22 protein-coding genes and 2 pseudogenes are annotated in these 22,381 nt (G+C 69.4%); 12 read left to right on the top strand and 12 right to left on the bottom strand.

What is annotated here, in order from left to right; all coding sequences use genetic code 11:
- The 3 genes and pseudogenes from Taqua_RS13535 to Taqua_RS09210 all read left to right on the top strand — a co-directional run.
- Positions 1-132 (top strand): annotated as a pseudogene (locus tag Taqua_RS13535) (IS481 family transposase); the annotation flags it as partial.
- A pseudogene (locus Taqua_RS09215) lies at positions 129-1,031 on the top strand (solute carrier family 23 protein); the annotation flags it as partial. The pseudogenes Taqua_RS13535 and Taqua_RS09215, both read left to right, overlap by 4 nt.
- Positions 1,032-1,106: 75 nt before the next feature.
- Complete coding sequence (locus Taqua_RS09210) at positions 1,107-1,406, top strand: flagellar basal body protein (protein WP_144326387.1); 300 nt, start codon at positions 1,107-1,109, stop codon at positions 1,404-1,406.
- Between the two features lie 186 nt (positions 1,407-1,592).
- Here the strand turns inward: Taqua_RS09210 and Taqua_RS09205 are convergent, their stop codons facing one another.
- The 8 genes from Taqua_RS09205 to alr all read right to left on the bottom strand — a co-directional run bounded on the left by Taqua_RS09205 (position 1,593) and on the right by alr (position 11,526).
- Positions 1,593-3,269: a GMC family oxidoreductase gene (locus Taqua_RS09205; protein ID WP_144326386.1), complete on the bottom strand. Its 1,677-nt coding sequence runs from the start codon at positions 3,267-3,269 to the stop codon at positions 1,593-1,595.
- A gap of 11 nt (positions 3,270-3,280) precedes the next feature.
- Positions 3,281-3,607 (bottom strand): hypothetical protein, encoded by a 327-nt coding sequence (locus Taqua_RS09200; RefSeq protein WP_144326385.1) that lies wholly within the window; start codon positions 3,605-3,607, stop codon positions 3,281-3,283.
- A gap of 127 nt (positions 3,608-3,734) precedes the next feature.
- The gene (locus Taqua_RS09195; RefSeq protein ID WP_144326384.1) at positions 3,735-4,484 is read right to left on the bottom strand and encodes a sulfite exporter TauE/SafE family protein; all 750 of its coding nucleotides are present in this window, start codon (positions 4,482-4,484) and stop codon (positions 3,735-3,737) included.
- A gap of 66 nt (positions 4,485-4,550) precedes the next feature.
- Positions 4,551-5,567, bottom strand: coding sequence for an SLAC1 anion channel family protein (locus tag Taqua_RS09190; RefSeq protein ID WP_144326383.1), 1,017 nt, complete (start codon positions 5,565-5,567; stop codon positions 4,551-4,553).
- Between the two features lie 19 nt (positions 5,568-5,586).
- Complete coding sequence (locus tag Taqua_RS09185) at positions 5,587-5,814, bottom strand: YgaP family membrane protein (RefSeq protein ID WP_068607687.1); 228 nt, start codon at positions 5,812-5,814, stop codon at positions 5,587-5,589.
- Positions 5,815-5,866: 52 nt separating this feature from the next.
- Positions 5,867-9,160, bottom strand: coding sequence for an efflux RND transporter permease subunit (locus Taqua_RS09180; protein ID WP_144326382.1), 3,294 nt, complete (start codon positions 9,158-9,160; stop codon positions 5,867-5,869).
- A gap of 40 nt (positions 9,161-9,200) precedes the next feature.
- Positions 9,201-10,304 (bottom strand): efflux RND transporter periplasmic adaptor subunit, encoded by a 1,104-nt coding sequence (locus Taqua_RS09175; RefSeq protein ID WP_144326381.1) that lies wholly within the window; start codon positions 10,302-10,304, stop codon positions 9,201-9,203.
- A gap of 55 nt (positions 10,305-10,359) precedes the next feature.
- Entirely contained in the window at positions 10,360-11,526 is a 1,167-nt protein-coding gene (alr, locus tag Taqua_RS09170) for an alanine racemase (RefSeq protein ID WP_144326380.1), read from the bottom strand.
- A gap of 146 nt (positions 11,527-11,672) precedes the next feature.
- On the opposite strand from alr, the gene lplT reads away from it, so the two are divergent.
- Positions 11,673-12,956 (top strand): lysophospholipid transporter LplT, encoded by a 1,284-nt coding sequence (lplT, locus tag Taqua_RS09165; RefSeq protein WP_144326379.1) that lies wholly within the window; start codon positions 11,673-11,675, stop codon positions 12,954-12,956.
- 30 nt (positions 12,957-12,986) lie between these two features.
- On the opposite strand, the gene Taqua_RS09160 is transcribed toward lplT, so the two are convergent.
- A complete protein-coding gene (locus Taqua_RS09160) occupies positions 12,987-14,366 on the bottom strand; it encodes an EAL domain-containing protein (RefSeq protein WP_425472593.1) in 1,380 nt (459 codons plus the stop codon).
- Between Taqua_RS09160 and Taqua_RS09155 the strand changes: the two genes are divergently transcribed.
- Entirely contained in the window at positions 14,248-14,814 is a 567-nt protein-coding gene (locus tag Taqua_RS09155) for an OmpA family protein (protein WP_425472592.1), read from the top strand. The two genes, Taqua_RS09160 and Taqua_RS09155, sit on opposite strands and share 119 nt — an antisense overlap.
- A gap of 52 nt (positions 14,815-14,866) precedes the next feature.
- Here the strand turns inward: Taqua_RS09155 and lipA are convergent, their stop codons facing one another.
- Genes lipA through Taqua_RS09140 form a run of 3 tightly spaced genes read right to left on the bottom strand, consistent with a single transcriptional unit; the run spans position 14,867 to position 16,816 of the window.
- Positions 14,867-15,835 (bottom strand): lipoyl synthase, encoded by a 969-nt coding sequence (lipA, locus tag Taqua_RS09150; RefSeq protein ID WP_246094672.1) that lies wholly within the window; start codon positions 15,833-15,835, stop codon positions 14,867-14,869.
- Complete coding sequence (gene lipB, locus Taqua_RS09145) at positions 15,816-16,547, bottom strand: lipoyl(octanoyl) transferase LipB (protein WP_144326375.1); 732 nt, start codon at positions 16,545-16,547, stop codon at positions 15,816-15,818. The genes lipA and lipB overlap by 20 nt, the downstream gene beginning before the upstream one ends.
- Before the next feature lie 2 nt (positions 16,548-16,549).
- Positions 16,550-16,816 carry a YbeD family protein gene (locus Taqua_RS09140; protein ID WP_144326374.1) on the bottom strand — a complete coding sequence of 89 codons (267 nt, stop codon included), beginning with the start codon at positions 16,814-16,816 and terminating at the stop codon, positions 16,550-16,552.
- A gap of 117 nt (positions 16,817-16,933) precedes the next feature.
- Here Taqua_RS09140 and Taqua_RS09135 point away from each other — a divergent pair, with 117 nt between their 5' ends.
- From Taqua_RS09135 to atpG, 7 genes are all read left to right on the top strand, one after another.
- Positions 16,934-17,488, top strand: a complete 555-nt coding sequence (locus tag Taqua_RS09135) for an ATP synthase subunit I (RefSeq protein ID WP_144326373.1) — start codon at positions 16,934-16,936, stop codon at positions 17,486-17,488.
- A gap of 36 nt (positions 17,489-17,524) precedes the next feature.
- Positions 17,525-18,403, top strand: a complete 879-nt coding sequence (gene atpB / locus Taqua_RS09130) for a F0F1 ATP synthase subunit A (protein WP_144326372.1) — start codon at positions 17,525-17,527, stop codon at positions 18,401-18,403.
- A gap of 48 nt (positions 18,404-18,451) precedes the next feature.
- Positions 18,452-18,697: a F0F1 ATP synthase subunit C gene (gene atpE / locus Taqua_RS09125; RefSeq protein ID WP_132962276.1), complete on the top strand. Its 246-nt coding sequence runs from the start codon at positions 18,452-18,454 to the stop codon at positions 18,695-18,697.
- 116 nt (positions 18,698-18,813) lie between these two features.
- Positions 18,814-19,284, top strand: coding sequence for a F0F1 ATP synthase subunit B (locus Taqua_RS09120; RefSeq protein ID WP_144326371.1), 471 nt, complete (start codon positions 18,814-18,816; stop codon positions 19,282-19,284).
- A gap of 38 nt (positions 19,285-19,322) precedes the next feature.
- Positions 19,323-19,853 (top strand): F0F1 ATP synthase subunit delta, encoded by a 531-nt coding sequence (locus Taqua_RS09115; RefSeq protein ID WP_144326370.1) that lies wholly within the window; start codon positions 19,323-19,325, stop codon positions 19,851-19,853.
- A 48-nt stretch (positions 19,854-19,901) separates the two neighbouring features.
- On the top strand, positions 19,902-21,458 hold the full coding sequence (gene atpA, locus Taqua_RS09110) for a F0F1 ATP synthase subunit alpha (protein ID WP_144326369.1): 1,557 nt from the start codon (positions 19,902-19,904) through the stop codon (positions 21,456-21,458).
- Positions 21,459-21,501: 43 nt separating this feature from the next.
- Positions 21,502-22,371, top strand: a complete 870-nt coding sequence (atpG, locus tag Taqua_RS09105; protein ID WP_144326368.1) for a F0F1 ATP synthase subunit gamma — start codon at positions 21,502-21,504, stop codon at positions 22,369-22,371.
- Positions 22,372-22,381 lie beyond the last annotated feature (10 nt).

Raw genomic sequence — 22,381 nt, 5'->3', positions numbered from 1 at the left:
CTGTACAATCACCACATCCCCCAGAAAGCCCTGGGACATGTCCCGCCCATCGAGGCCATGAAAAGATGGTACAAAGAAAAACCGGAACTTTTCATAAAAGTGCCACGCAATCGTCCGGGACCTGACAGCTAGGCACCGGTTGGATCGAGCGCCTGATGCCGCCGGTGGTGACCGGTTCGGTGGTGGCGGTCATCGGCTTGAACCTGGCGCACATCCCGGTCAAAAACATGGCGCCGACGCCGTTTGACGCCTGGATGCAGGTGGTGACCTTCGTCTGCGTGGGGCTGGTGGCGGTGTTCACGCGCGGCATGGTGCAGCGGCTGCTGATCCTGATGGGGCTGATCGTGGCCAGCGTCGTCTACGCGGTGCTGGCCAACGGCCTGGGGCTGGGCAAGCCGCTGGACCTGTCGGGCGTGGCGCAGGCGGCGTGGTTTGGCCTGCCGCAGTTCAGCGCCCCGGTGTTCAGCGCGCACGCGATGGTGCTCATCGCTCCGGTGGCCATCATCCTGGTGGCGGAAAACCTCGGACATATCAAGGCCGTGACGGCGATGACCGGGCGCGACCTGGACCGCTACATGGGCCGCGCCTTCATGGGCGATGGCGTGGCGACGATGGTGGCTGGCAGCGTCGGCGGCACCGGGGTGACGACCTACGCCGAAAATATCGGTGTCATGGCGGCCACCAAGATCTACTCGACGGCGATTTTCGTCGTCGCCGGGCTGATGGCCATCTTGCTGGGCTTCAGCCCCAAGTTTGGCGCGCTGATCCAGACCATCCCGCTGGCGGTGATGGGGGGTGTGTCGATTGTGGTGTTCGGGTTGATCGCCGTGGCCGGGGCCAAGATCTGGGTCGACAACCAGGTGGATTTTTCCGATAACAAAAACCTGCTGGTGGCCGCCATCACGCTGGTGCTGGGCACCGGCGACTTCACGCTGAAGTTTGGCGACTTTGCGCTGGGTGGCATCGGCACCGCGACGTTTGGCGCGATTGCGCTGTACGCGCTGCTGAACCGCGGCGCCGCGGCGCGCTGAAGCGTCAAGCGCGCGGGCGCCGCCGTTGGTCGGTTGGCGCCCGCGCGGGCGCGTGGCGCGCGCTACACTGGCCACGTGAACACCGTTGCCAACATCGCCGTGTCAGGCATGGCGGCCGCGCAGCTGCGGCTGGATGCCGCGGCGTCCAACATCGCCAACCTGCCCACCGAAGGTTACCGCCGCGTGCAGGCGCGCGCCGAGGCCGACGCCAGCGGTGGCGTGCGCGCCCGCACCGAGCGCGTGCCCGAGCCGGGCAGCGACGTCGCCGCCGACTTGGTCGAGCAACGCATGGCGGCTGGGGCGTTTGCGGCCAACCTGCAGGTGTTCAAAGCCGCCGACCGCATGCTGGGGCGGCTGTTGGATGCCGACGCGTGAGGGGCGGCCAGCGCCACGCCGCCCCAACGACCCCGCCACAAAAACAACGCCGACCACATGGGGCCGGCGCTGCAGATGTTTGTCTCCTCGGAGCCCTCGATGACCGGGCTTGGCCCGGGTCGAGTGATGCCATTCTAGGGGCGCCGTGCCACCGCCGGTCTCGGGATTTACCCTGATCGGCATCGGTCAGGTCTGCGTCAGGATCCAGCGGGCGGCTTTTTCCGCGATCATCAGCGTGGGACTGTTGGTGTTGCCGCTGGTGATCGTCGGCATGATGCCGGCGTCCACCACCCGCAGGCCTGCGATGCGCCCACCGCGTGCATCGCGCACGCGCAGCTGCGGGTCGGTCACGGCCATCGGGTCGCCGTCGGGCCCCATCGCGGTGGTGCCCACCGGGTGGAAGATGGTGGTGGCGATGTCGCCGGCCAGCCGCGCCAGCTCGTCGTCGGTCTGGTACTGCGGGCCGGGTTTGTACTCGTCCGGTTGGTACGGGGCCAGCGCGGGTTGCGCGACGATGCGTCGCGTCAGCCGCAGGCTGGCCGCGGCGACACGGCGGTCGTCCTCGGTCGAGAGGTAGTTGGGCGCGATGGCCGGCGCGTCCTCCCAGCGCGGCGAACGGATGCGCACCGTGCCGCGGCTGCTGGGGTTGAGGTTGCAGACGCTGGCGGTGAAGGCGTCGAAGCGGTGCAGCGGCTCGCCAAACGCATCCAGGCTGAGCGGCTGCACGTGGTACTCCAGGTTGGGCCAGCGCTGCTGCGCGTCGCTGCGCGTGAACGCGCCTAGCTGGCTGGGCGCCATGCTCATCGGCCCGCTGCGCGTCAGCAGGTACTGCAAGCCGATGCGCAGCTTGCCCCATGGGCTGTTGGCCAGCGTGTTGAGCGTGGTGGTGCCGCGCACGCGGTACACGGCACGGATTTGCAGATGGTCCTGCAGGTTGGCCCCGACACCTGGCAGGTCGGCCACGACCGGGATGCCCAGCGGCTGCAGCCACGCCGCCGGTCCGATGCCGGAGCGCTGCAGGATGGCCGGCGAGCCGATCGCGCCCGCCGCCAGGGTGACCTCGCGCGCCGCCTGCACGACGACGCGTTGCCCGCGCACGACCACGTCGACGCCGCAGCAGCGCAGCGGCGCGCCCGGGCCGCCCTCGAACACCAACCGCGTCACCTGGGCATCGGTCCACACGGTCAGGTTGGGTCGGCGGCGCACCGGATGCAAAAACGCCTTGGCGGCGTTCCAGCGCCAACCGGCACGCTGGTTGACCTCGAAGTAGCCAACCCCTTCGTTGTTGCCGCGGTTGAAGTCGTCGGTGGCCGGGATGCCGGCCTGTTGGGCGGCGCGCGCAAACGCGTCCAGTATGTCCCAGCGCAGCCGCTGGCGCTCGACGCGCCACTCGCCGGTGCTGCCGCTGCGGCGGTGCCCGTGCAGCGTGGCCAGCGTCGGGTCATCGTGGGCGTCCAGCCGCCAGTGATCCTCGTGCGCGACGAAGTCGGGCAGACACTGCGCCCAGCTCCACGCTGGCTCACCGGTGTGCGCGGCCCAGCCATCGTAGTCACGCGCCTGGCCGCGCATATAAATCATGCCGTTGATGCTGGAGCAGCCCCCCAGCACCTTGCCGCGCGGGTAACGCAGCCGGCGGCCATTCAAACCGGCGTCCGGCTCCGTCTGGTACAACCAATCGGTGCGTGGGTTGCCGATGCAGTACAGGTAGCCGACCGGGATGTGGATCCACAGGTAGTCGTCACGCCCGCCGGCTTCGAGCAGCAGCACGCGCCGCGCCGGGTCGGCGCTGAGGCGGTTGGCCAGCAGGCAGCCCGCCGTGCCTGCCCCGACGATGATGTGGTCGAAAGTCGCGGCGTCCGCCATGGAGACATCCATCACCAGTTTTTTGGCAGCTTCGCGGGGGGGTGGTAAGGTTGGGCGGGGCCGGCGACGCGGAAGTCATGGTCCCACGGCGTGAATTCGTGCCGCAAACGCTCGAGCTCGCCCAACTGCAGCATCAGGTCGTGCTTGATGGTCATCAGCGTCGACGCGGTGGTGAAATCGAAGCCGCGCCGCTGCCCGTCGCGGGTGTCGAGGAACAGCCCGTTGACGTAGTCAAGCATCGCCTGCGGCTGGTCGCGCAACTGCTCCAGTCGCTGGCGGATGTGGGGGTAGGCGATTTTGTCGAGCCGTCCTTCCAGGACATCGGGCATGCGTTGCATGGTGGTGAGGCTCCTCGCGAGGCGCAATTCACATGACGATAACACGGCAAACCCAGCGGGGGGAGGGTGGAAGCCCGTCCCCAATGCCAAATGGCGGCTTGGTGCGCATCGGTCAAGGTGCCGCCCGTCAGCCGCGCACGAAAAACAGCACCGACATCACCACCCCGGTGCCCACCACCACGGCGCGCACTGCGGTGGCGGGCAGGCGCCGTGCTGCCCGGGCGCCCAGCCAGCCGCCGGCGGTGGCCGCCACCATCATCAGCAGCGCGGGCGCCCACGCCACCACACCCGCCAGCACAAAGGTTGCCACCGACAGCAGCGACAGCAGCAGGGAGTTGATGTTTTTCAGCGCGTTGGCGCGCTGGATGTCGGTCTCGCCGGTGGCGGCGTACAGTGCCATCAGCACAATGCCCAGCCCGCCATTGAAATAGCCCCCGTACACCGCCACCAGCAGCAACCCCAGGGCGCGTGCCGCCGGGGGGGCTGGTCGGCCACGGCCCAGCCGGCGCACCAGCCATGGCCCGAACGCAAACACCAGTGTGGCCGCCAGCAGCAGCCAAGGCACGATGGCGCGAAAGGTGGCCGCCGGCGTGACCAGCAGCAGCAACGCCCCCAACACGCCACCGGCGGCGGCCAGCGCCCCCTCGCGCCACAGGCGCGCGCGTGGCAGCGCGGCCAGCTCGGCGCGGTAGCCCAGTGCGCTGCCCAGGTAGCCCGGGCTGACGGCCACGGCGCTGGTGGCGTTGGCCGCGATCGGCGGCACACCCACGAACACCAGCGCCGGAAAGGTGAGAAAGCTGCCGCCGCCCGCCACCGCGTTGAGGGCGCCAGCGGCCACGGCGGCGGTGGCCAGCAAGGCCGCGTCAACGATGTTCATGGCCGCGCATCGTAGCAGCGCGCCCGCGCGGGCCGCGTCGCCGCCGGGTCAGCGCGGGCAGGTGCTTCAAGGTACGGCCACCACCGGCGCCACCGGCTCCGGGGCCAGCAGCGTGCCGTTGCGCAGACCCTTGATCGTGGCCAGCGTCAGCGCGGCGATGATCACGGACACCAGCGCCAGCAGCCCCAGCGCCGCGAGTTGCAGCCCCGGGTGCGCCAGCGCCAACGCCAGCTTGAAGGTCAGACTGGTGAACGCCGCCAGCGGGAACGACACGGCCCAGAACGGCAGCGCGAACGGCTGCGCGAAGTAGCGCCGCGCCTGCGTGCCGACCCACAGCAGCATGAACAGGCCCACGCCCCAGACGGCGGCCGCCACGCCCGGCGGCCAGCCAAAGCGCAGCGCGCACAGCCCCACAACCGCCGCCGGCGCCAGCGAGATGAACCACGTTGGATGCAGTCGCGGCGGCATCGGCCCGTGCGCCAGCCGCCGCACCACCAGCAGCGTGAACACCACCGGCCAGAAGAACACCCCGATGCCGAAGTGCGCCGCCGACCACAGGGCGTGCTCGAAGCCGACGCCGGCCAGCGGCGCGACGACGTTGCCGACCACCGGGATGTAGAGCACCGGGGTGACGCCGTTCCACAGCGACTGCGCATCTGGGGCGTGCGCCACGGTGGGGGCCAGCCACCGCCCCAGCGCCCAGACAGTGACGCCGAGCTGGCCGATCGAGCCGATCCACCACAGCGCCTGCGCCAGCGGCCGCGCCAGGTCCACCGCCTGCAGCCAGGTCGCCAGCAGGAGCAGCGCCACCGGCATCGCGGCGACGAAGGCGTGGCGCACCGGATGGCGCAGATCCTCGGCGACGGCCTCGGGATGGCGCTGCCAGCGGCGCAGTGAACCCGCAAGCAACACCACGAACACCGTCGCGGCCAGCGCACCGATGACCAGCGCCGCCCCCTCGGCCCAGGGGCCGAGCACGGGGCCGGCGGCGTGCCAGGCCAGCGCCAGGCCGCTGAGGCCCATCACCAGCGTGAACCAGCCGGGATGCAGGAACTTCAGTGGGGTGGGATGGGCACCGTTCATCGCGGCCTCCGCCTCGGCCTCAGCAGGCCTTGCAGGGGATGGCGGCCTCGGGCACGCCCAGCTTCTTCAGGATGATGGCCAGCGGGCAGAAGTTGGTGAAGCCGAACTGGAACAGGTTCAGCCCGACGAAGGCCGTGAAGGCCAGGAACCACTCGCTGACGAACAGCGGGCTGGCGGGCGCGCCCAGCGCCACCGACAGGAACACGAACAGGCCCGCGATCACACGGATCCAGCGCTCGACGGTCATGATGCTCTCCTCACTGGCAAGGGTTGGGACAGGGTTGCAGGAAAAACGGGATTCAGGCGGGGCGCGGCGCGCCCGGTGCCTCGTGGCGGCGCCGGTACACGGCGTAGTACAGCACCGGGATGACCACCAGCGTCAGCAAGGTGGAGACGGCGATGCCGAAGATCAAGGACACGGCCAGGCCGTTGAAGATCGGGTCGTCCAGGATGAAGAACGCCCCGAGCATCGCCGCCAGCGCCGTCAGCGCGATGGGTTGCGCACGCACCGCGGCCGACTGCACCACCGCCTCATCAAACGGCATGCCTTTGGCCGTCTCCTGCTCGATGAAGTCCACCAGCAGGATCGAGTTGCGCACGATGATGCCGGCCAGCGCGATCATGCCGATCATGCTGGTGGCGGTGAACTGCGCGCCCAGCAGCGCGTGCCCTGGCATGATGCCGATCATCGTCAGCGGAATCGGCGCCATGATGATCAGCGGCGTCAGGTAGCTGCGGAACTGCGCCACCACCAGCAGGTAGATCAGCACCAGCCCGACCGCGTAGGCCGCGCCCATGTCGCGGAAGGTCTCGTAGGTGACCTGCCACTCGCCGTCCCACTTGATCGCGTACTCGCGCCACGGGTCGGCCGGCTGGCGGATCCAGTACTCGCCCAGGCCCCCGGTGTCGGGCAGCGCGGCCTCGGCCAGCCGGCCGCGGATCGCAAACATCCCGTACAGCGGCGAGTCGGTCTTGCCGGCCATGTCGCCCAGCACATAGACCACCGGCAGCAGGTCCTTGGTGAAGCGCGGCGGGTCGATGACGCCGCGCTCCACGCGCACCAGCTCCGACAGCGGCACCATGCGGCCGTCGGCGGCCTTGAGCGGCAGCGCCAGCAGCGCCTCCAGCCCGACCTGGCGCTCGCGCGGCAGCTGCAGCCGCACCGGCACCGCGAACTTGGCGTGGCCGTCGTGCAGGTAGGCCGCGTCGCTGCCCGACAGCGCCGTGTACACCGTCTGCGCGATCACCTGCGCCGGGATGCCCAGGCTCTCGGCCCGCGCGCGCTCGATGCGCAGGAAGACGCGCGGCGCTTCCTCCTTCAGCGTGGTGTCGATGCCGACGATGTCGGGCGTGTCGGCGAACGCTTTGGCCACGCGGCGGGCGAGTTCGGCGCGGCCGGCCTCGTCCGGGCCGTAGACCTCGGCGACGATCGGCGACAGCACCGGCGGCCCCGGCGGCACCTCCACCACCTTGATGCGCCCGCCGTGCGCTTGCGCGATGGTTTCCAGCCCCGGGCGCAGGCGCTGCGCGATGGCGTGGCTCTGTTCCTTGCGGTGCTTGGCGTCGATCAGGTTGACCTGCAGGTCGCCCTGCTCGGCGTCGGCACGCAGGTAATACTGCCGCACCAGTCCGTTGAAGGTGATGGGGCTGGCGGTGCCGGCGTAGCCCTGCACGTGCGTGACCTCCGGCTGCTGCGCCAGGAACGCCGTCATGTCCTGCAGCGCGGCGGCGGTGTCTTCCAGCGCCGTGCCGGCGGGCATTTCCAGCACCACCTGGAACTCGCTCTTGTTGTCGAACGGCAGCATCTTGAGGATCACCGCCTGCACCACCGCCAGCCCGACCGACAGGAACAGGCCCGCCAGCACGCCCAGCGCCAGCAGCCAGCGGTGGCGGGCGCTTGCCAGGAACGGCGTCAGCACGCGCGTAAACAGGGTCTGCAGTCCGCGCGTCAACTTGGACGGCCCGTGCGCCGCGTGGCCGGCGCCGTGTTTGCCCATCAGCTTGTGCGCCAGCCACGGCGTCACGGTGAAAGCGATGGCCAGCGAGATCGCCATGCCCATGCTGGCGTTGATCGGGATCGGGCTCATGTACGGGCCCATCAGGCCGGTGACGAAGGCCATCGGCAGCAGCGCCGCGATCACCGTCAGCGTCGCCAGGATGGTCGGCCCGCCGACCTCGTCCACCGCGCGCGGGATGATCTCCCGCAACGACGCCTCGGGCGTGAGCTGGCGGTGGCGGTGGATGTTTTCCACCACGACGATGGCGTCGTCGACCAGGATGCCGATCGAGAAGATCAGCGCGAACAGCGACACGCGGTTGAGCGTGAAGCCCCACGCCCACGAGGCGAACAGCGTGGCCGTCAGCGTCAGGATCACCGCCACGCCGACGATGACCGCCTCGCGCCGGCCCAGCGCCAGCCCGACCAGCACGATCACGCTGCCGGTGGCGAAGATCAGCTTGCTGATCAGCTTGTTGGCCTTGTCGGCGGCGGTGGCGCCGTAGTCGCGGCTGATCGTCACCTCCACGCCCTCGGGGATCAGCGTGTTGTGCAGGCGCTCCAGCTGCTGCGTCGCGGCGCGCGCCACGTCCACGGCGTTCTCGCCCGGCTTCTTGGTCACGATGACCGTGACGGCGGGGTAGGCCTGGCCGGGCTGCGCGCCCTGCGGCAGCGTCGCGGCCGGCCCCGGCGTGTGCCAGACGTAGCGGCGCGGCAGCTGCGCACCTTCCTCGATGCCCGCCACCTCGCGCAGGTACACCGGGCGGCCCTGGTGCACGCCGACCACGATGTCGCCGACGTCCTGCACGCTTTTCAGGAACTCGCCGGTTTCCACCGTCAGCAGGCCCGGCTCGCCGGGCTGCTGGCGCGGCTGCGCCACGGTGCCGGACGGCATGGCCTGGTTGGCGGCGGCGATCGCCTGGTGGATGGCCTGCAGCGGCACGCCGCGCGCGCGCAGCCGCTCCGGCTCGATCCAGACGTGGATGGCGCGCCCGGGGCCGCCGATGGTCTGCACCTCGCGCGTGCCGGGCACGCGCTTGAGCTCGGTCTCGATGGCGTGCGCGACGCGCTCGATTTCCCACGCGCTCGTGCCCGCGGGGCTCCAGAGCGTGGCGGCCAGCACCGGCACGTCGTCGATGCCCTTGGGCTTGACGATCGGCGGCAGCACGCCCAGGCCCTGCGGCAGCCAGTCCTGGTTGGCGTTGAGCACGTCGTACAGGCGCACCAGCGCCTCGGTGCGCGGCACGCCGACCTTGAACTGCACCGTCAGCACCGCCACGCCGGGGCGCGAGACGCTGTAGGTGTGCTCGATGCCTTGGATCTGCGACAGCACGTGCTCGGCGGGCTGCGCCACCATCTTTTCCACGTCCGCGGCGGAGGCGCCGGGGAATGGGATCAGCACGTTGGCCATCGTGACGTTGATCTGCGGCTCCTCCTCGCGCGGCGTGACCAGCACCGCAAAGAGGCCCAGCAGCAGCGCCACCAGCGCCAGCAGCGGCGTGATGGCGTTGGCCTGGAAGGCGCGCGCGATCACGCCGGAGATGCCCAGCCGTTCGGTCTGGGTACCGGTGGGGGTAGTTTGGGGTTCGGCGTTCATCGGCCGTTCTCCTGCGTGCGGGGAGGGGGACGATGGCCGATCACTGCGCCGGCTGCGCACCGCGCAGCCCCGCGCGCACCGGATCGAGCGCCACGCGCTCGCCCGGCTGCAGGCCCGACAGGATCTCGACCCCGGCCTCGCCGTGGTCGGCACCGGTGCGCACCGCACGCAGCACGAAGCCCGCGGGCGCCCCGGCCGGTGCCGCCACATAGGCTGCGGTCAGCTCGCCCCGGCGCAGCAGGGCGCTGGCCGGCACCACCAGCCGCTCGTCGCTGCCGGCGGCAAAACGCACCTTGACCGCCTGACCGGGCAGCACACCCTGTGCATCGGCGGCCGCGAGCGGCAGGCGCCACTCCACTGTCTGCGCCACGGGATCGGCGGCCGGCAGGCGGCTGCGGCCGCTGGGCTGCACCCAGCGCCCATCGGGCAGGCGCACCTCGACGCGCTGGGCGCGCTCCGCCAGCGCCGACTGCGACGCCGGCACATACACGGTGGCGCGCAGTGGCTGCGGCGCGTAGACCGTCAGCACCGGGCGGCCCGGCGCGGCCAGGTCGCCGGCCTCGGCATGCGTGGCCAGCACGAAGCCGTCGAACGGCGCGGTCAACCGCGTGAAGCCCTGCGCCAGCGTGGCCTGCGACTGCGCGGCCTTGGCCTGCTGCAGCGCGGCGCGTGCGGCGGCGGCCTGGGCCTCGGCGGTGTCCAGCGCCGCCTGTGACACGAAGCCTTGCGCGCGCAGCTCGCGCGTGCGCTTGGCGTGGGCCTCGGCGTTGCGCAGCTCGGCTTCGACCTGTGCCACCGCGCCGCCGGCGCGCTGCACGCCGGCCGTGGTCTCGCGGTCGTCGATCACCGCCAGCACCTGCCCGGCGCGCACGCGGTCACCGGCCTTGACGTGCAGCTGCACGATGCGGCCGCTGGCCTGGGCCGCCAGCGTGGCCTGCTGTTGCGCTTCGATGGTGGCGTCCAGCAACAGCGCCTGGCCGACCGGGCGGCGGGTGGCTTCGGCCACCGGCACGCGTGGGCCGGCCGTCTCGGGCTGGGCCCAGGTCAGGGGGGGCAGCGCGCCGCCGAGCAGCGCGGTGGCAACGGCCGCGCCGAGCCAGCGCCGGCGGGCCAGCAGGGGGAGGGGCGTCGTGCGTCGATCCATGGCTTGATCCTCCATTGGACGCGAGTATAGCGCCATACCCCCAGGAGTACAAGGGCTACGGCGTGTCGGCCTCGTCGACGGCGAACGGCACGCGCGCCGCCACCGCGCACAGCAGCTCGTAGGCGATGGTGCCGGCGGCCTGCGCCACCTCGTCCACCGGCAGCACCGCGCCGCTGCCGCTGCGGCCCCACAGCACCACTTCGTCGCCGAGGTGGCACGGGCCGCCGGCGGCCTCCACCGGGGTCAGGTCCACCGCCAACATATCCATACTGACGCGCCCGACCAAGTGGGTGCGCACGCCGCGCACCAGCACCGGCGCGCCGGGGGCTTGCGACAGGCTGGCGTGGCGCGGGTAGCCGTCGGCGTAGCCGCAGGCGACGATGCCGACGCGCAGGTCGCGCGGTGCGGTGAAGGCGGAGCCATAGCCGACCGTCTCGCCGGCGGCCACCGGCTGGATGGCGATCAGCCGGCTGGCCAGCGTCATCGTCGGCTGCAGGTCCAAGTCGGCGGCGGCGTGCGCCGGGTGGTCCGGCGCGCTGCCGTAGAGGGCGATGCCGGCGCGCACCCAGTCCGCGGCCAGCGCCCCGCCGCCGTCGCCCAGGCGCAGCCGCAGCGCGTGGCGCAGCGTGGCGGCGCTGTTGCACAGGCTGCGCTCGCCGGGCAGGTCGCGCGTGGCGCGCACGAACGCCTCCACCTGGTGCAGCACGCCCTCGCGGCCACGGCGCAGACCGTCGGCATCGGAAAAGTGGGTCATCAAGCTCACTTCGGCCACCTGCGGCAAGGCGTGCAGCCGCGTCCAGGCGGCCCGAAACGCCGCCGGCCGAAAGCCGAGCCGGTTCATGCCGGAATTCATTTTGAGAAACACCCGGTGCGGCTGGTGCGTTTTGTGCTGGCTGAGCCAGTCGATCTGCTCGTCGCAGTGCACCACGTGCCACAGGTTCAGGCGCGAGCACAGCTCCAGGTCGCGCGGCTCGAAGCACCCTTCCAGCAGCAGGATCGGGCCGCGCCAGCCCAGCGCACGCAGCCGCTCGGCTTCGGCCAGGTCCAGCAGCGCAAAGCCATCGGCGCCGCGCAGCGCGGGGTAGGCCCGCTCGATGCCGTGGCCGTAGGCATTGGCTTTGACCACCGCCCACACACGCGCGTCGCCGGCGGCGGCGCGGCAGCGTTGCAGGTTGTGGCGCAGGGCGTCGAGGTGGATCGTGGCTTGGATCGGACGTGGCATGGCGGCAGGGTAGGTTCGACGGACAGCGGCGCGGAAGGGGTGGGCGACGTGCTATAAACCGCGCACCCCGCGCCACGGGGAACTTTCGCACAAAGCGGGCCGCTGCGGTGGTCCACGACGACCCCAGGACACGAAGTTTTGCCACCATGAAGCGCGGCTTCTACACCATCATGGCAGCGCAGTTTTGCAGCTCGTTGGCCGACAACGCGCTGTTTGTCGTGGCGGTGGAGCTGCTGCGCAGCCGCGCTGCCCCCGAGTGGCAGGCGGCGGCGTTGGTGCCGATGTTCGCCCTTTTTTATGTGTTGCTGGCGCCGTGGGTGGGGGCGTTTGCCGACTCCCGTCCCAAAGGGCAGGTCATGTTCATCAGCAACGCCATCAAGGTGGTGGGCTGCTTGCTGATGCTGACACCGGTGCACCCGCTGCTGGCGTACAGCCTGGTGGGCCTGGGCGCGGCAGCGTACTCTCCGGCCAAGTACGGCATCCTGACCGAGCTGCTGCCGCCGTCGCAGCTGGTCAAGGCCAACGGCTGGATCGAGGGGCTGACGATCGCGTCGATCATCCTCGGCGTCGTGCTGGGCGGCCAGCTCGTGTCGCCACGGGTCGCGGCGTGGCTCGGTGGCCACGAGGCGGCTTGGCTGGGCGCGCTGCTGCCCGGCGCGGCCGAGGTGGCCATCGTTGGCCTGGTGGGCGTGTACGCGCTGGCGGCGGCGTTCAACCTGCGTATCCCGCGCACCACCGCGCCGCTGCGCCACCTGCCGTCCAACCCGTTGGCGCTGCTGCCCGATTTTTGGCGTTGCAACCTGCGGCTGTGGCGCGACCATCTGGGCCAAATCTCGCTGGCCACGACGACGCTGTTTTGGGGCGTCAGCGGCAACCTGCGCTACATCGTGCTGGCCTGGGCCGCCGCGGCCTTGGGCTACAACACCACGCAGGCGTCCAGCCTGGTCGGGGTGGTGGCGGTCGGCACCGCGGCTGGCGCCATCGTGGCGTCGGTGCGCATGCGCATCGACCAGGCCCCCCGCGTGATGCCGCTGGGCATCGCGATGGGGCTGCTGGTGGTCGGCATGGTCGCCATCCGCGACGTGTGGGTGGCTGCCCCGTTTTTGGTGCTGCTGGGGGCGCTGGGCGGCTTTCTGGTGGTGCCGATGAACGCGTTGCTGCAGCACCGCGGCCACAACCTGATGGGGGCGGGCCGCTCGATCGCGGTGCAGAACTTCAACGAGCAAGCCTGCATCCTGGGCCTGGGCTTTATGTACAGCGCCGCCACCGGGGCGGGCTTGTCGGCGTTTGGCGCCATCACCGCGTTCGGGTTGCTGGTGGCGGTGGTGATGGCGCTGATCCAGCGCTGGCACGCCCGCAACCTGCGCCGCTACCCGCACGAGCTGCGGCGTCTGTTCGAAATCGCCCGGCGCGACGATTTGCACGGGTGAGCACCACCCGGCGGCGCAGGCGCCGCGGTGTCAGATGCCGGGGCCAGTGGCACCGTCGAAGCCCAGCTGCGCCAGCAACGGCAGGTCGTCGCGGCTTTCGACGCCCAACGCAATGACCGTGATGCCCAGCGCGTGCGCCATGCTGCACAACCCCCGCAGCAGCTCCTGGTTGCCGGGGTTGTTGCGCAGGCCGCGCACCAAGCTGGGGTGAACCTTGAGGTAGTCCAGCCCCAGCGTGGCCAGCTGCTCGCTGTTGGCAAAGCGCTGCCCGAAGTGTTCGATGCCCACGCGGCAGCCCAGCGCCTTGAGGCTGCGCACCAGGTCGCGGAACGCGTCGAACTGGCGGTACACCCCGTACTCCGGGACTTCGAACAGCAGCCGCCGGCACAGGTCGGGGTACTGCTGCAGCAGCTGCACCAACTGGTTGCGAAAACCGAAATCGGCGATCGTTTCGGCCGACAGGTTCACCGCCACATCGCCTTCGACCTGGCGCAGGTGCTCGATGGCCAGCCGCACCACACCGAGGTCGATCGGCGCGGTCAGGTTGAGGTTGGCGGCCATCGGCATGAAGTCCCCGGCGCTGAGCATCGACCCCGTGGCGTCCATGCGCAGGCGGATGACGCCTTCCTGGTGCAACGGGCGCTGCGCGTCGTTGCGCACCACCGGGTAAAACGCCAGGCTCAAGCGCCCGCCTTGCACCGCTTCGGTCAGCAGCGTGCGCCAGCGCTCGGCCGGCAACGTCAGCGCGGGTGAGGCGGCTTGGTCCGTCGCGTACCAGTGGTTGGGGCCACGCGCCTGGGCCTGGGCCAGCGCTTGGTCCGCGCGCGCCAGCACGTCGCCCGGCGGTTCGTGGCGGGTGTAATTCACCGCCGCCAGATGGAACAGATCCGGCACCTCGGCCAGCCACGAAGGCGCCCACTCGCGCATCAGGCGTTCGTGCACGGCACGGGCGCGCGCGTCGGCGTTGGCCTCGCCCGGGCACAGCAGCCCGAACTCGCCGCCCTTGAGGCGGCCGACGCGCTGCTCGGTATCGCCGCTGTCGCAACAGGCCGCCAACGTCTTGGCCAGCCCCTGCAGAAGCGCGTCCGCGCGCTGACGGCCCAGGCGCGCGTTGAGCTCGTTGAGGTAAGTTAGCCGCACCACCACCAGCGTGCCGTGCGAGCCGTATTCTTCGCTCGACAGCACCTCGCGCAGCTGCGCCATGAAGTGGTCGCGGTTGGCGGCGCCGGTGATGGGATCGTGGTTGACGCGCTGGCGCAGCGCCTCGAGCCGCTGCGCTTCCTCGGCGAACATGGTCTGCAGCCGGCGCACCATGTCGTTCATCGCCCGCGCCACGGCTTGCAACTCCGGTGTGCGTGGCTCGTCCACCGTGATGAAGCGCCGTTGCGCGATGGCCTGCGCCTGCGCCACCACGTCGTGCAAGGGGCGCAGAATCAACCGCAGGGCCAACGTGCCCAGCGCCCCCACGACGACGGCGCCGCCGGCCCCGGCAGCGCCGCAAAAGTTCACGTTCCAATCGGATGCGCTGTTCGACTTCGACCAAGCGGTGTTGCGCGCCGATGGCAAGGCCAAGCTCGACGAGCTGGTGACCAAGATCAAAGCCACCAACCTCGAGGTGGCGATTGCGGTGGGCCATACCGACAGCGTTGGCTCCGAGGCGTACAACGAGCGCTTGTCGCTGCGCCGCGCCGAGGCCGTCAAGGCTTACCTGGTCAGCAAAGGCATTCCCGCCGACAAGGTGCGCACCGAGGGGCGAGGCGAGCGTGAACCAGTGGCGGACAACGCCACGCCCGAGGGGCGCGCCAAGAACCGCCGCGTCGAGGTCACCATCATCGAGACGCGCCCGCGCACGCCGTGACCCGGGGTCCGGTCGGTCGCGGCGCTTGCGCGGCCGCGGGCCTGGCCGGCGTTCAGCCGGCCACCCCAGCGGCGTGGGCCTGCAGGTCCGCGTGGTAGCTGCTGCGCACCAGCGGCCCCACCGCCGCGTGGGTGAAGCCCATGGCGTAGGCCTCGCGCTCGAACATCGCGAAGGTGGCCGGCTCCACATAGCGGCGCACCGGCAGGTGGTGTTGGCTGGGCGCTAGGTACTGGCCGATCGTCAGCATGTCCACGCCGTGCGCGCGCAGGTCGCGCATCACCTGCAGGATTTCGTCGTCCGTCTCGCCCAGGCCCACCATCAGCCCGCTCTTGGTGGGGATGTTGGGAAAGCGCTGCTTGAACTTGCGCAACAGGTTCAGGCTGAAGGCGTAGTCCGAGCCGGGGCGGGCCTGTTTGTACAGGCGTGGCACCGTCTCCAGGTTGTGGTTCATCACATCGGGCGGCGCAGCGCTGAGGATGTCCAACGCGCGGTCGTCGCGGCCACGGAAGTCCGGCGTCAGGATCTCGATGCGCGTGCCAGGCGAGCGCTGCCGGATGCGCTCGATGCAGGCGACAAAGTGGGCCGCGCCACCGTCGCGCAGGTCGTCGCGGTCCACGCTGGTGATGACCACGTATTTCAGCTTGAGCGCGGCGATCGTGTTGGCCAGGTTGTCCGGCTCGTCGGGGTCCAGCGGGTCGGGGCGGCCGTGGCCGACGTCGCAAAACGGGCAGCGCCGCGTGCATTTGTCGCCCATGATCATGAAGGTGGCCGTGCCCTTGCCAAAACACTCACCGATGTTGGGGCAGGAAGCTTCCTCGCAGACCGTGACCAGCTTGTTGGCACGCAGGATGTCTTTGATTTCGTAAAAGCGTGAGCTGGGACTGCCGGCCTTGACGCGGATCCATTCGGGCTTGCGCAGCAGCGGTGCGGGTTCGACCTTGATCGGGATGCGCGCGGTCTTGGTGGCGCTCTTTTGCTTGATGGTCGGGTCGTAGACGGTGTCAGCGGCGTTCGGGTTCATCGGCATTCCTGGGGGGCGGCGCCCGGTTGGGGCGCGGCGGGTCGCACGGCGCGAGCAGCGCACACAGGTGGGTGGCCAGCGCCTCGCGCACTGCGGCCGGGTCGGCGGCCACGCCGATGGTAGCAAGGTCCACGGTGCGCAGCCCCGCGTAACCGCAAGGGTTGATGCGCGCGAAGGGGCTCAGGTCCATCGCCACGTTGAGCGCCACGCCGTGGTAGGTGCAGTGGCGGTGCACCTTGATGCCCAGCGCGGCGATCTTGCCCAGCCCAGCAAACGGGTCGCCGCCGGGCCGTGGTCCGCTCAGTGCCGCGTGGTCGTGTGGCGCGTCCAGCCGCACGTAGATGCCGGGGGCGCCCGCCACCCGGTGGCCGGTGACCCCCCAGTCGGCCAGCGTGCGCAGCACGGCCTCCTCTAGCCGGTGCACGTAGGTTTTAACGTACAGGCCGGCGCGGCGCAGATCCAGCAGCGGGTAGGCGATCACCTGCCCGGGGCCGTGGTAGGTGACCTGCCCGCCGCGGTTGGTGGCCACCACGGGGATGTCGCCCGGCGCCAGCACGTGCTCGGGGCGGCCGGCCAACCCCTGGGTGTACACCGGCGGGTGCTCGCACAGCCACAGCTCGTCTGGCGTGGTGTCGATGCGCGCCTCCGTGAAGGCGCGCATCGCCTCGTAGGTGGGCAGGTACGGCACCCGCCCCAAGCGTTCGATGCGCATCGTCACAGCACCACGCTGACCATTGGGTGGGTGGTCAGGGTGCGGTACAGCTCGTCGAGCTGCTCGCGTGAGTGCACCTGCACCGTCAGCGTCAGACCCACATAGCGTCCCGCACGGCTGGTGCGCACCTCGATGCTGGCGGTGTCGAAGCCGGGGTCGAAGGCGCGCGCGACGTGCGCCATCGCGTCGATGAACCCGTCGGCGTGCGCGCCCATCACCTTGATGGGGAAGCGGCAAGGAAAGGTCAGCAGCTCAGCGGCGGTGGTCATGGGGGCTTTTCCGGTACTGGGGTTTGTCCGTATAATAAAGAGCTTTTGTCAGCGTGGCGTCGCCGGTGGCGATCGCACCTCAAAGCAGTCAGGCGTATGTCAACGGAGCACGCGACAATGGCTTCCCAGTCCGCCGTCGCCTGTGCGTCGGCTTCTTCGGCGCCCAAGGCAACGCGTTGGCGCGCATGGGATGACGATGCAGATGAGGGCGACGCTGCCGATTTCAAGTCGCTGAGTCGCGCCGAGGCCGAGCGCTGGCGCCAGCGCCACGCGACGCCGCTGGTGCGGCGGGCGCTCATGTGGCAGCTGGGCTTGTGGGGGCTGGTGGCGCTGCTGGCGGCGCTGGCGCAGTGGCTGTGGTGGCCGCAGCACACCGGCTTGGCGCTGTCGGCGGCGTACGGCGGCTTGTGTGTCGTGTTGCCCGCGGCGCTGATGGCGTGGGGCATGGCCGGTGGGTTGCGTGCGCGCTGGCGTGCGCCGCGCGTGCGGCCGCCGCGTCAGGCCTTGGGTGCCTGGCTGGTGTGGGAAGGCGTCAAGTTGTTGCTGGCGCTGGCCCTGCTGGTGGCGGCGCCGCGACTGGTGCCGGATGTGAACTGGCTGGCCCTGCTGGTGGGGCTGGTGGTGGTGCTCAAAGGCTATGCGCTGGCCTTGTGGTCGGCGGGTGGCCGCTAAAACGATCGACGTCAATTTGGATTTGGATGGACGCAAATGGCAGCAGAAGGACACGGACCGACCGCCGGTGAGTACATCCGGCATCACCTGACGCACCTGACCAACCACAAGCAGGACTTCATCGTCGACTTTTCGGTCATCAACATCGACTCGGTGATCTTTTCGGTGGCGATGGGGCTGCTGGGGGTGTTTTTGCTGTGGCTGGGCGCGCGCCGTGCCACGGCCGGCGTGCCGGGTCGCTTCCAGGCGGCGGTCGAAATCCTGGTCGAGCTGGTGGAAACCCAGGCCAAGGGTGTGATCCACAACGCGCAAAGCCGCAAGGTCATCGCGCCCATGGCGCTGACGGTGTTCGTGTGGATTTTCTTCATGAACGCGATGGACCTGCTGCCGGTGGACCTGCTGCCGAAGATTTGGGAAGGTATCTACGCCGCGATGGGGCACGACCCGCACCACGCCTACCTGCGTGTGGTGCCGACGGCCGACCTGTCGACGACGCTGGGGCTGTCGGTGTCGGTGCTGCTGATGTGCCTGTACTACAACGTCAAGATCAAGGGCTTGGGCGGCTGGGCGCACGAGCTCGTCACGGCCCCGTTTGGCACCAGCCGCAACCCGCTGTGGGCGCTGCTGCTGGGGGTGGTGAACTTCCTGATGCAAATGATCGAGTTCGTGGCGAAGACGGTTTCCCACGGCATGCGGTTGTTTGGCAACATGTTCGCGGGCGAGCTGGTCTTCATGCTGATTGCGCTGCTCGGTGGCTACGCCGCGCTGTCGCTCACGGGCGGCCTGCTGTTCGTTGGACACCTGATCGCGGGCACGGTGTGGGCCATCTTCCACATCCTCGTGATCACCCTGCAGGCGTTCATCTTCATGATGCTGGCGCTGATCTACCTGGGTCAGGCGCACGACGCCCACTGACAACCTTTTCCCCAACCTTCCTCTCAAGTAACCAAAGGAAATCACACCATGGAAAACATCCTCGGTCTCGTTGCTCTGGCTTGCGGCATCATCGTCGGTCTGGGCGCCATCGGTGCGTCGATCGGCATCGCCCTGATGGGTGGCAAGTTCCTCGAGTCGTCCGCGCGCCAGCCCGAGCTGATGAACGACCTGCAGACCAAGATGTTCATTCTGGCGGGTCTGATCGACGCGGCGTTCCTGATCGGTGTGGCCATCGCGCTGCTGTTCGCGTTCGCCAACCCGTTCGCGCTCTGATCGCCCCGACGTGAGGAAGGGTGCGCCCGCCCCTCGAGGCGGCGGGCGCACGCCGCGTCACCCGGCATTCCCCGACGCTGCCCCGTCTACGCACATCCCGTCCGAAAGGCGTTGCGATGAACATCAATGCAACCCTCTTTGCGCAGGCCATCGTCTTCGCGATCCTGGTGTGGTTCACGATGAAGTTCGTGTGGCCGCCCATCGCCAAGGCGCTGGATGAGCGTGCGCAAAAGATTTCCGAAGGCTTGGCCGCCGCCGAAAAAGCTCGCACCGAGCTGGCCGTGGCCAACAAGCGCATCGAAGATACGCTGGCGCAATCGCGCAACGAAGCCGCGGCGCGGCTGGCCGACGCCGAGCGTCGCGCCCACGCGCTGATCGAAGAAGCCAAGGCGCGTGCGGCCGAAGAAGCGGCCAAGATCGTTGCGGCGGCCAAGGCCGAAGCCGAACAGCAGGCCGTGCAGGCGCGCGAAGCGCTGCGCGAGCAAGTGGCGGTGCTGGCCGTCAAAGGCGCCGAGCAGATCCTGCGCCGCGAGGTCGATGCCCGTGCCCACGCCGAGCTGCTGCAGCGGCTCAAGACCGAACTGTGATGCGCCCCGCGCGTCCACCGCGCCCCTGAGGTTGAACCATGGCAGAACTCGCCACCATTGCACGACCCTACGCCGAGGCGCTGTTCAAGGCCGCCGGTGACCAGGCGGCCGCTGCGGCCCAATGGCTCGATGCGCTGGCCGCCGTGGCCGCGCACGAGCAGCTGCTGGCGTTCGCCGCCGACCCCAAGGTGAGCGCGCAGCAGGTGTACGACGTCATCACCGGCGTGCTCAAAAAGCCGCTGCCCGAGCAAGGCCAAAACTTTCTGCGCGTCGTCATCGACAACGACCGCCTGGTGGCGCTGCCGGAAATCGCGCGGCAGTTCCGCGCGCTGCTCAACGCGCGCCAGGGCGTGGCCGATGCCCTGGTGCAAAGTGCTTACCCGATCGAAGGTGCGCAGCTCGACGAGCTCAAGGCCGTGCTGGAGAAGCGTTTTGGCCGCCAGCTGCGGCTGCAGGTGCAGGTGCGCCCCGAGCTGATCGGCGGCGTGCGCGTGGTGGTGGGCGACGAGGTGTTGGACACGTCGGTCAAGGCCCGTCTGGAACAAATGCGTGTGGCGCTGACGGCCTGAACAGGCCCGAGCAACGCCGCCGGACAACATTGCGCAAAGGAACGCGTCATGCAACTCAATCCCGCCGAAATTTCCGAACTGATCAAGTCGCGCATCGAGGGCCTGGTCCCCAGCGCCGACGTGCGCAACCAAGGCACCGTGGTGTCGGTGACCGATGGGATCGTGCGCATCCACGGCCTGTCCGATGCGATGCAGGGCGAAATGCTGGAATTCCCGGCCGGCAAAGACGGCCAACCCACCTACGGCTTGGCGCTGAACCTGGAGCGCGACTCGGTCGGCGCCGTGATCCTGGGTGAGTACGAGCACATCTCCGAAGGCGACACGGTCAAGTGCACCGGCCGCATCCTGGAAGTGCCGGTGGGCCCCGAGCTGATCGGCCGCGTGGTCGACGCGCTGGGCCGCCCGATCGACGGCAAGGGGCCGATCAACGCCAAGCTCACCGACGTGGTCGAGAAAGTCGCCCCGGGCGTGATCGCGCGCAAGAGCGTGGACCAGCCGGTGCAGACCGGTCTGAAGGCCATCGACTCGATGGTGCCGATCGGCCGCGGCCAGCGCGAGCTGATCATCGGTGACCGTCAGACCGGCAAGACCGCGGTGGCCATCGACACCATCATCAACCAAAAGGGCCAGAACATGGTCTGTATCTACGTCGCCATCGGTCAGAAGGCGTCGTCGATCAAGAGCGTGGTGCGGGCCCTGGAGCAACACGGTGCGATGGAGTACACCATCGTCGTGGCCGCGTCGGCGTCCGAGTCGGCGGCGATGCAGTTCCTGGCGCCGTACTCCGGCTGCACGATGGGTGAATACTTCCGCGACCGCGGCCAAGACGCGCTGATCATTTACGACGACCTGTCCAAGCAGGCCGTGGCGTACCGTCAGGTGTCGCTGCTGCTGCGTCGTCCGCCGGGGCGCGAGGCCTACCCGGGCGACATTTTCTACCTGCACTCGCGTCTGCTGGAGCGCGCCGCGCGCGTCAACGCGGACTACGTCGAGAAGTTCACCAACGGCGCCGTCAAGGGCAAGACCGGTTCGCTGACCGCGCTGCCGATCATCGAGACGCAAGCTGGCGACGTGTCGGCGTTCGTGCCCACCAACGTGATCTCGATCACCGACGGCCAGATCTTCCTCGAAACCAACCTGTTCAACTCGGGCATCCGCCCCGCGATCAACGCCGGTATCTCGGTGTCGCGCGTCGGGGGGGCGGCGCAGACCAAGCTGATCAAGAGCCTGTCGGGCGGTATCCGTACCGACTTGGCGCAGTACCGCGAACTGGCGGCGTTTGCGCAGTTCGCCTCCGACCTGGACGCGGCCACCAAGAAGCAGCTCGACCGCGGTGCACGTGTGACCGAGCTGCTCAAGCAGCCGCAGTACAGCCCGCTGCCCATCAGCCTGATGGCCGCCTCGCTGTACGCCGCCAACAAGGGCTACCTGGACGACATCGACGTCAAGAAGGTGCTGCCGTTCGAGGCTGGCTTGCACGCGTACCTCAAGGACAAGCACGCCGCGCTGCTGGACAAGCTGGAGACGCAAAAGGCGATGGACAAGGACGCCGAGGCCGAGCTCGACGCCGCCATCCGCGCCTTCAAGCAGACCGGCACGTGGTGAGCACCGCCGTCCACGAAGCCCCCCGCAGGCAATAGGAGCAGCGATGGCAGCAGGCAAGGAAATACGCGGCAAGATCAAGTCGGTGGAAAACACCAAAAAGATCACCAAAGCCATGGAAATGGTGGCCGCCTCCAAGATGCGCAAGGCGCAGGAGCGCATGCGGCAGGCGCGTCCGTACGCGGACAAGGTGCGCCAGATCGCCGGCAACCTGAGCCGCGCCAACCCGGAGTACGTGCACCCGTTCATGGTCGAACATGCCGACGCCCCCGTGGCCGGCATGATCGTGGTCACCACCGACAAGGGCCTGTGCGGCGGCCTCAACACCAACCTGCTGCGCGCGGTGACCAACCAGCTGCGCGAGCTGCAGTCGCAGGGCAAGACGGCGCAGGTGGTGGCCATTGGCAACAAGGGGCTGGGGTTTCTCAACCGCATTGGCGCCAAGGTGGTGTCGCACGTCACCGGTCTGGGCGACACGCCGCACCTGGAGCGCCTGATCGGCCCGGTCAAGGTGCTGCTGGATGCCTACGCCGAAGGCAAGCTCAGCGCGGTGTACCTGTGCTACACGCGCTTCATCAACACGATGAAGCAAGAACCCGTGGTGCAGCAGTTGCTGCCACTGTCGGCCAAGGAGCTCGACAGCGGCGCGCCGGGCTACGACTGGGACTACATCTACGAACCCGACGCGCCCACGGTGATCGACGAGCTGCTGGTGCGCTACGTGGAGGCACTGGTGTACCAGGCGGTGGCCGAGAACATGGCCTCGGAGCAGTCGGCGCGTATGGTGGCGATGAAGGCCGCCACCGACAACGCCGGCAACCTGATCAACGAGCTCAAGCTGGTCTACAACAAGACGCGGCAGGCCAGCATCACCAAGGAACTGTCCGAAATCGTCGCCGGTGCGGCGGCGGTGTGACGCCACCCCG

It is taken from the genome of Tepidimonas aquatica, from assembly GCF_007556585.1.
Lineage (GTDB): Bacteria > Pseudomonadota > Gammaproteobacteria > Burkholderiales > Burkholderiaceae_C > Tepidimonas > Tepidimonas aquatica.
Note: the sequence above shows the minus strand (reverse complement) of the source record. Positions and strands in the feature narration are given on the sequence as shown.

What these genes read in the sequence shown, in the direction of transcription:
- Taqua_RS09205 (WP_144326386.1), bottom strand. Translation starts at nt 3,269, where the DNA reads ATGGCGGACGCCGCGACTTTCGACCACATCATCGTCGGGGCAGGCACG.
- Taqua_RS09200 (WP_144326385.1), bottom strand. Translation starts at nt 3,607, where the DNA reads ATGCAACGCATGCCCGATGTCCTGGAAGGACGGCTCGACAAAATCGCC.
- Taqua_RS09195 (WP_144326384.1), bottom strand. Translation starts at nt 4,484, where the DNA reads ATGAACATCGTTGACGCGGCCTTGCTGGCCACCGCCGCCGTGGCCGCT.
- Taqua_RS09190 (WP_144326383.1), bottom strand. Translation starts at nt 5,567, where the DNA reads ATGAACGGTGCCCATCCCACCCCACTGAAGTTCCTGCATCCCGGCTGG.
- Taqua_RS09185 (WP_068607687.1), bottom strand. Translation starts at nt 5,814, where the DNA reads ATGACCGTCGAGCGCTGGATCCGTGTGATCGCGGGCCTGTTCGTGTTC.
- Taqua_RS09180 (WP_144326382.1), bottom strand. Translation starts at nt 9,160, where the DNA reads ATGAACGCCGAACCCCAAACTACCCCCACCGGTACCCAGACCGAACGG.
- Taqua_RS09175 (WP_144326381.1), bottom strand. Translation starts at nt 10,304, where the DNA reads ATGGATCGACGCACGACGCCCCTCCCCCTGCTGGCCCGCCGGCGCTGG.
- alr (WP_144326380.1), bottom strand. Translation starts at nt 11,526, where the DNA reads ATGCCACGTCCGATCCAAGCCACGATCCACCTCGACGCCCTGCGCCAC.
- lplT (WP_144326379.1), top strand. Translation starts at nt 11,673, where the DNA reads ATGAAGCGCGGCTTCTACACCATCATGGCAGCGCAGTTTTGCAGCTCG.
- Taqua_RS09155 (WP_425472592.1), top strand. Translation starts at nt 14,248, where the DNA reads ATGGTCTGCAGCCGGCGCACCATGTCGTTCATCGCCCGCGCCACGGCT.
- lipA (WP_246094672.1), bottom strand. Translation starts at nt 15,835, where the DNA reads ATGAACCCGAACGCCGCTGACACCGTCTACGACCCGACCATCAAGCAA.
- lipB (WP_144326375.1), bottom strand. Translation starts at nt 16,547, where the DNA reads ATGCGCATCGAACGCTTGGGGCGGGTGCCGTACCTGCCCACCTACGAG.
- Taqua_RS09140 (WP_144326374.1), bottom strand. Translation starts at nt 16,816, where the DNA reads ATGACCACCGCCGCTGAGCTGCTGACCTTTCCTTGCCGCTTCCCCATC.
- Taqua_RS09135 (WP_144326373.1), top strand. Translation starts at nt 16,934, where the DNA reads ATGGCTTCCCAGTCCGCCGTCGCCTGTGCGTCGGCTTCTTCGGCGCCC.
- atpB (WP_144326372.1), top strand. Translation starts at nt 17,525, where the DNA reads ATGGCAGCAGAAGGACACGGACCGACCGCCGGTGAGTACATCCGGCAT.
- atpE (WP_132962276.1), top strand. Translation starts at nt 18,452, where the DNA reads ATGGAAAACATCCTCGGTCTCGTTGCTCTGGCTTGCGGCATCATCGTC.
- Taqua_RS09120 (WP_144326371.1), top strand. Translation starts at nt 18,814, where the DNA reads ATGAACATCAATGCAACCCTCTTTGCGCAGGCCATCGTCTTCGCGATC.
- Taqua_RS09115 (WP_144326370.1), top strand. Translation starts at nt 19,323, where the DNA reads ATGGCAGAACTCGCCACCATTGCACGACCCTACGCCGAGGCGCTGTTC.
- atpA (WP_144326369.1), top strand. Translation starts at nt 19,902, where the DNA reads ATGCAACTCAATCCCGCCGAAATTTCCGAACTGATCAAGTCGCGCATC.
- atpG (WP_144326368.1), top strand. Translation starts at nt 21,502, where the DNA reads ATGGCAGCAGGCAAGGAAATACGCGGCAAGATCAAGTCGGTGGAAAAC.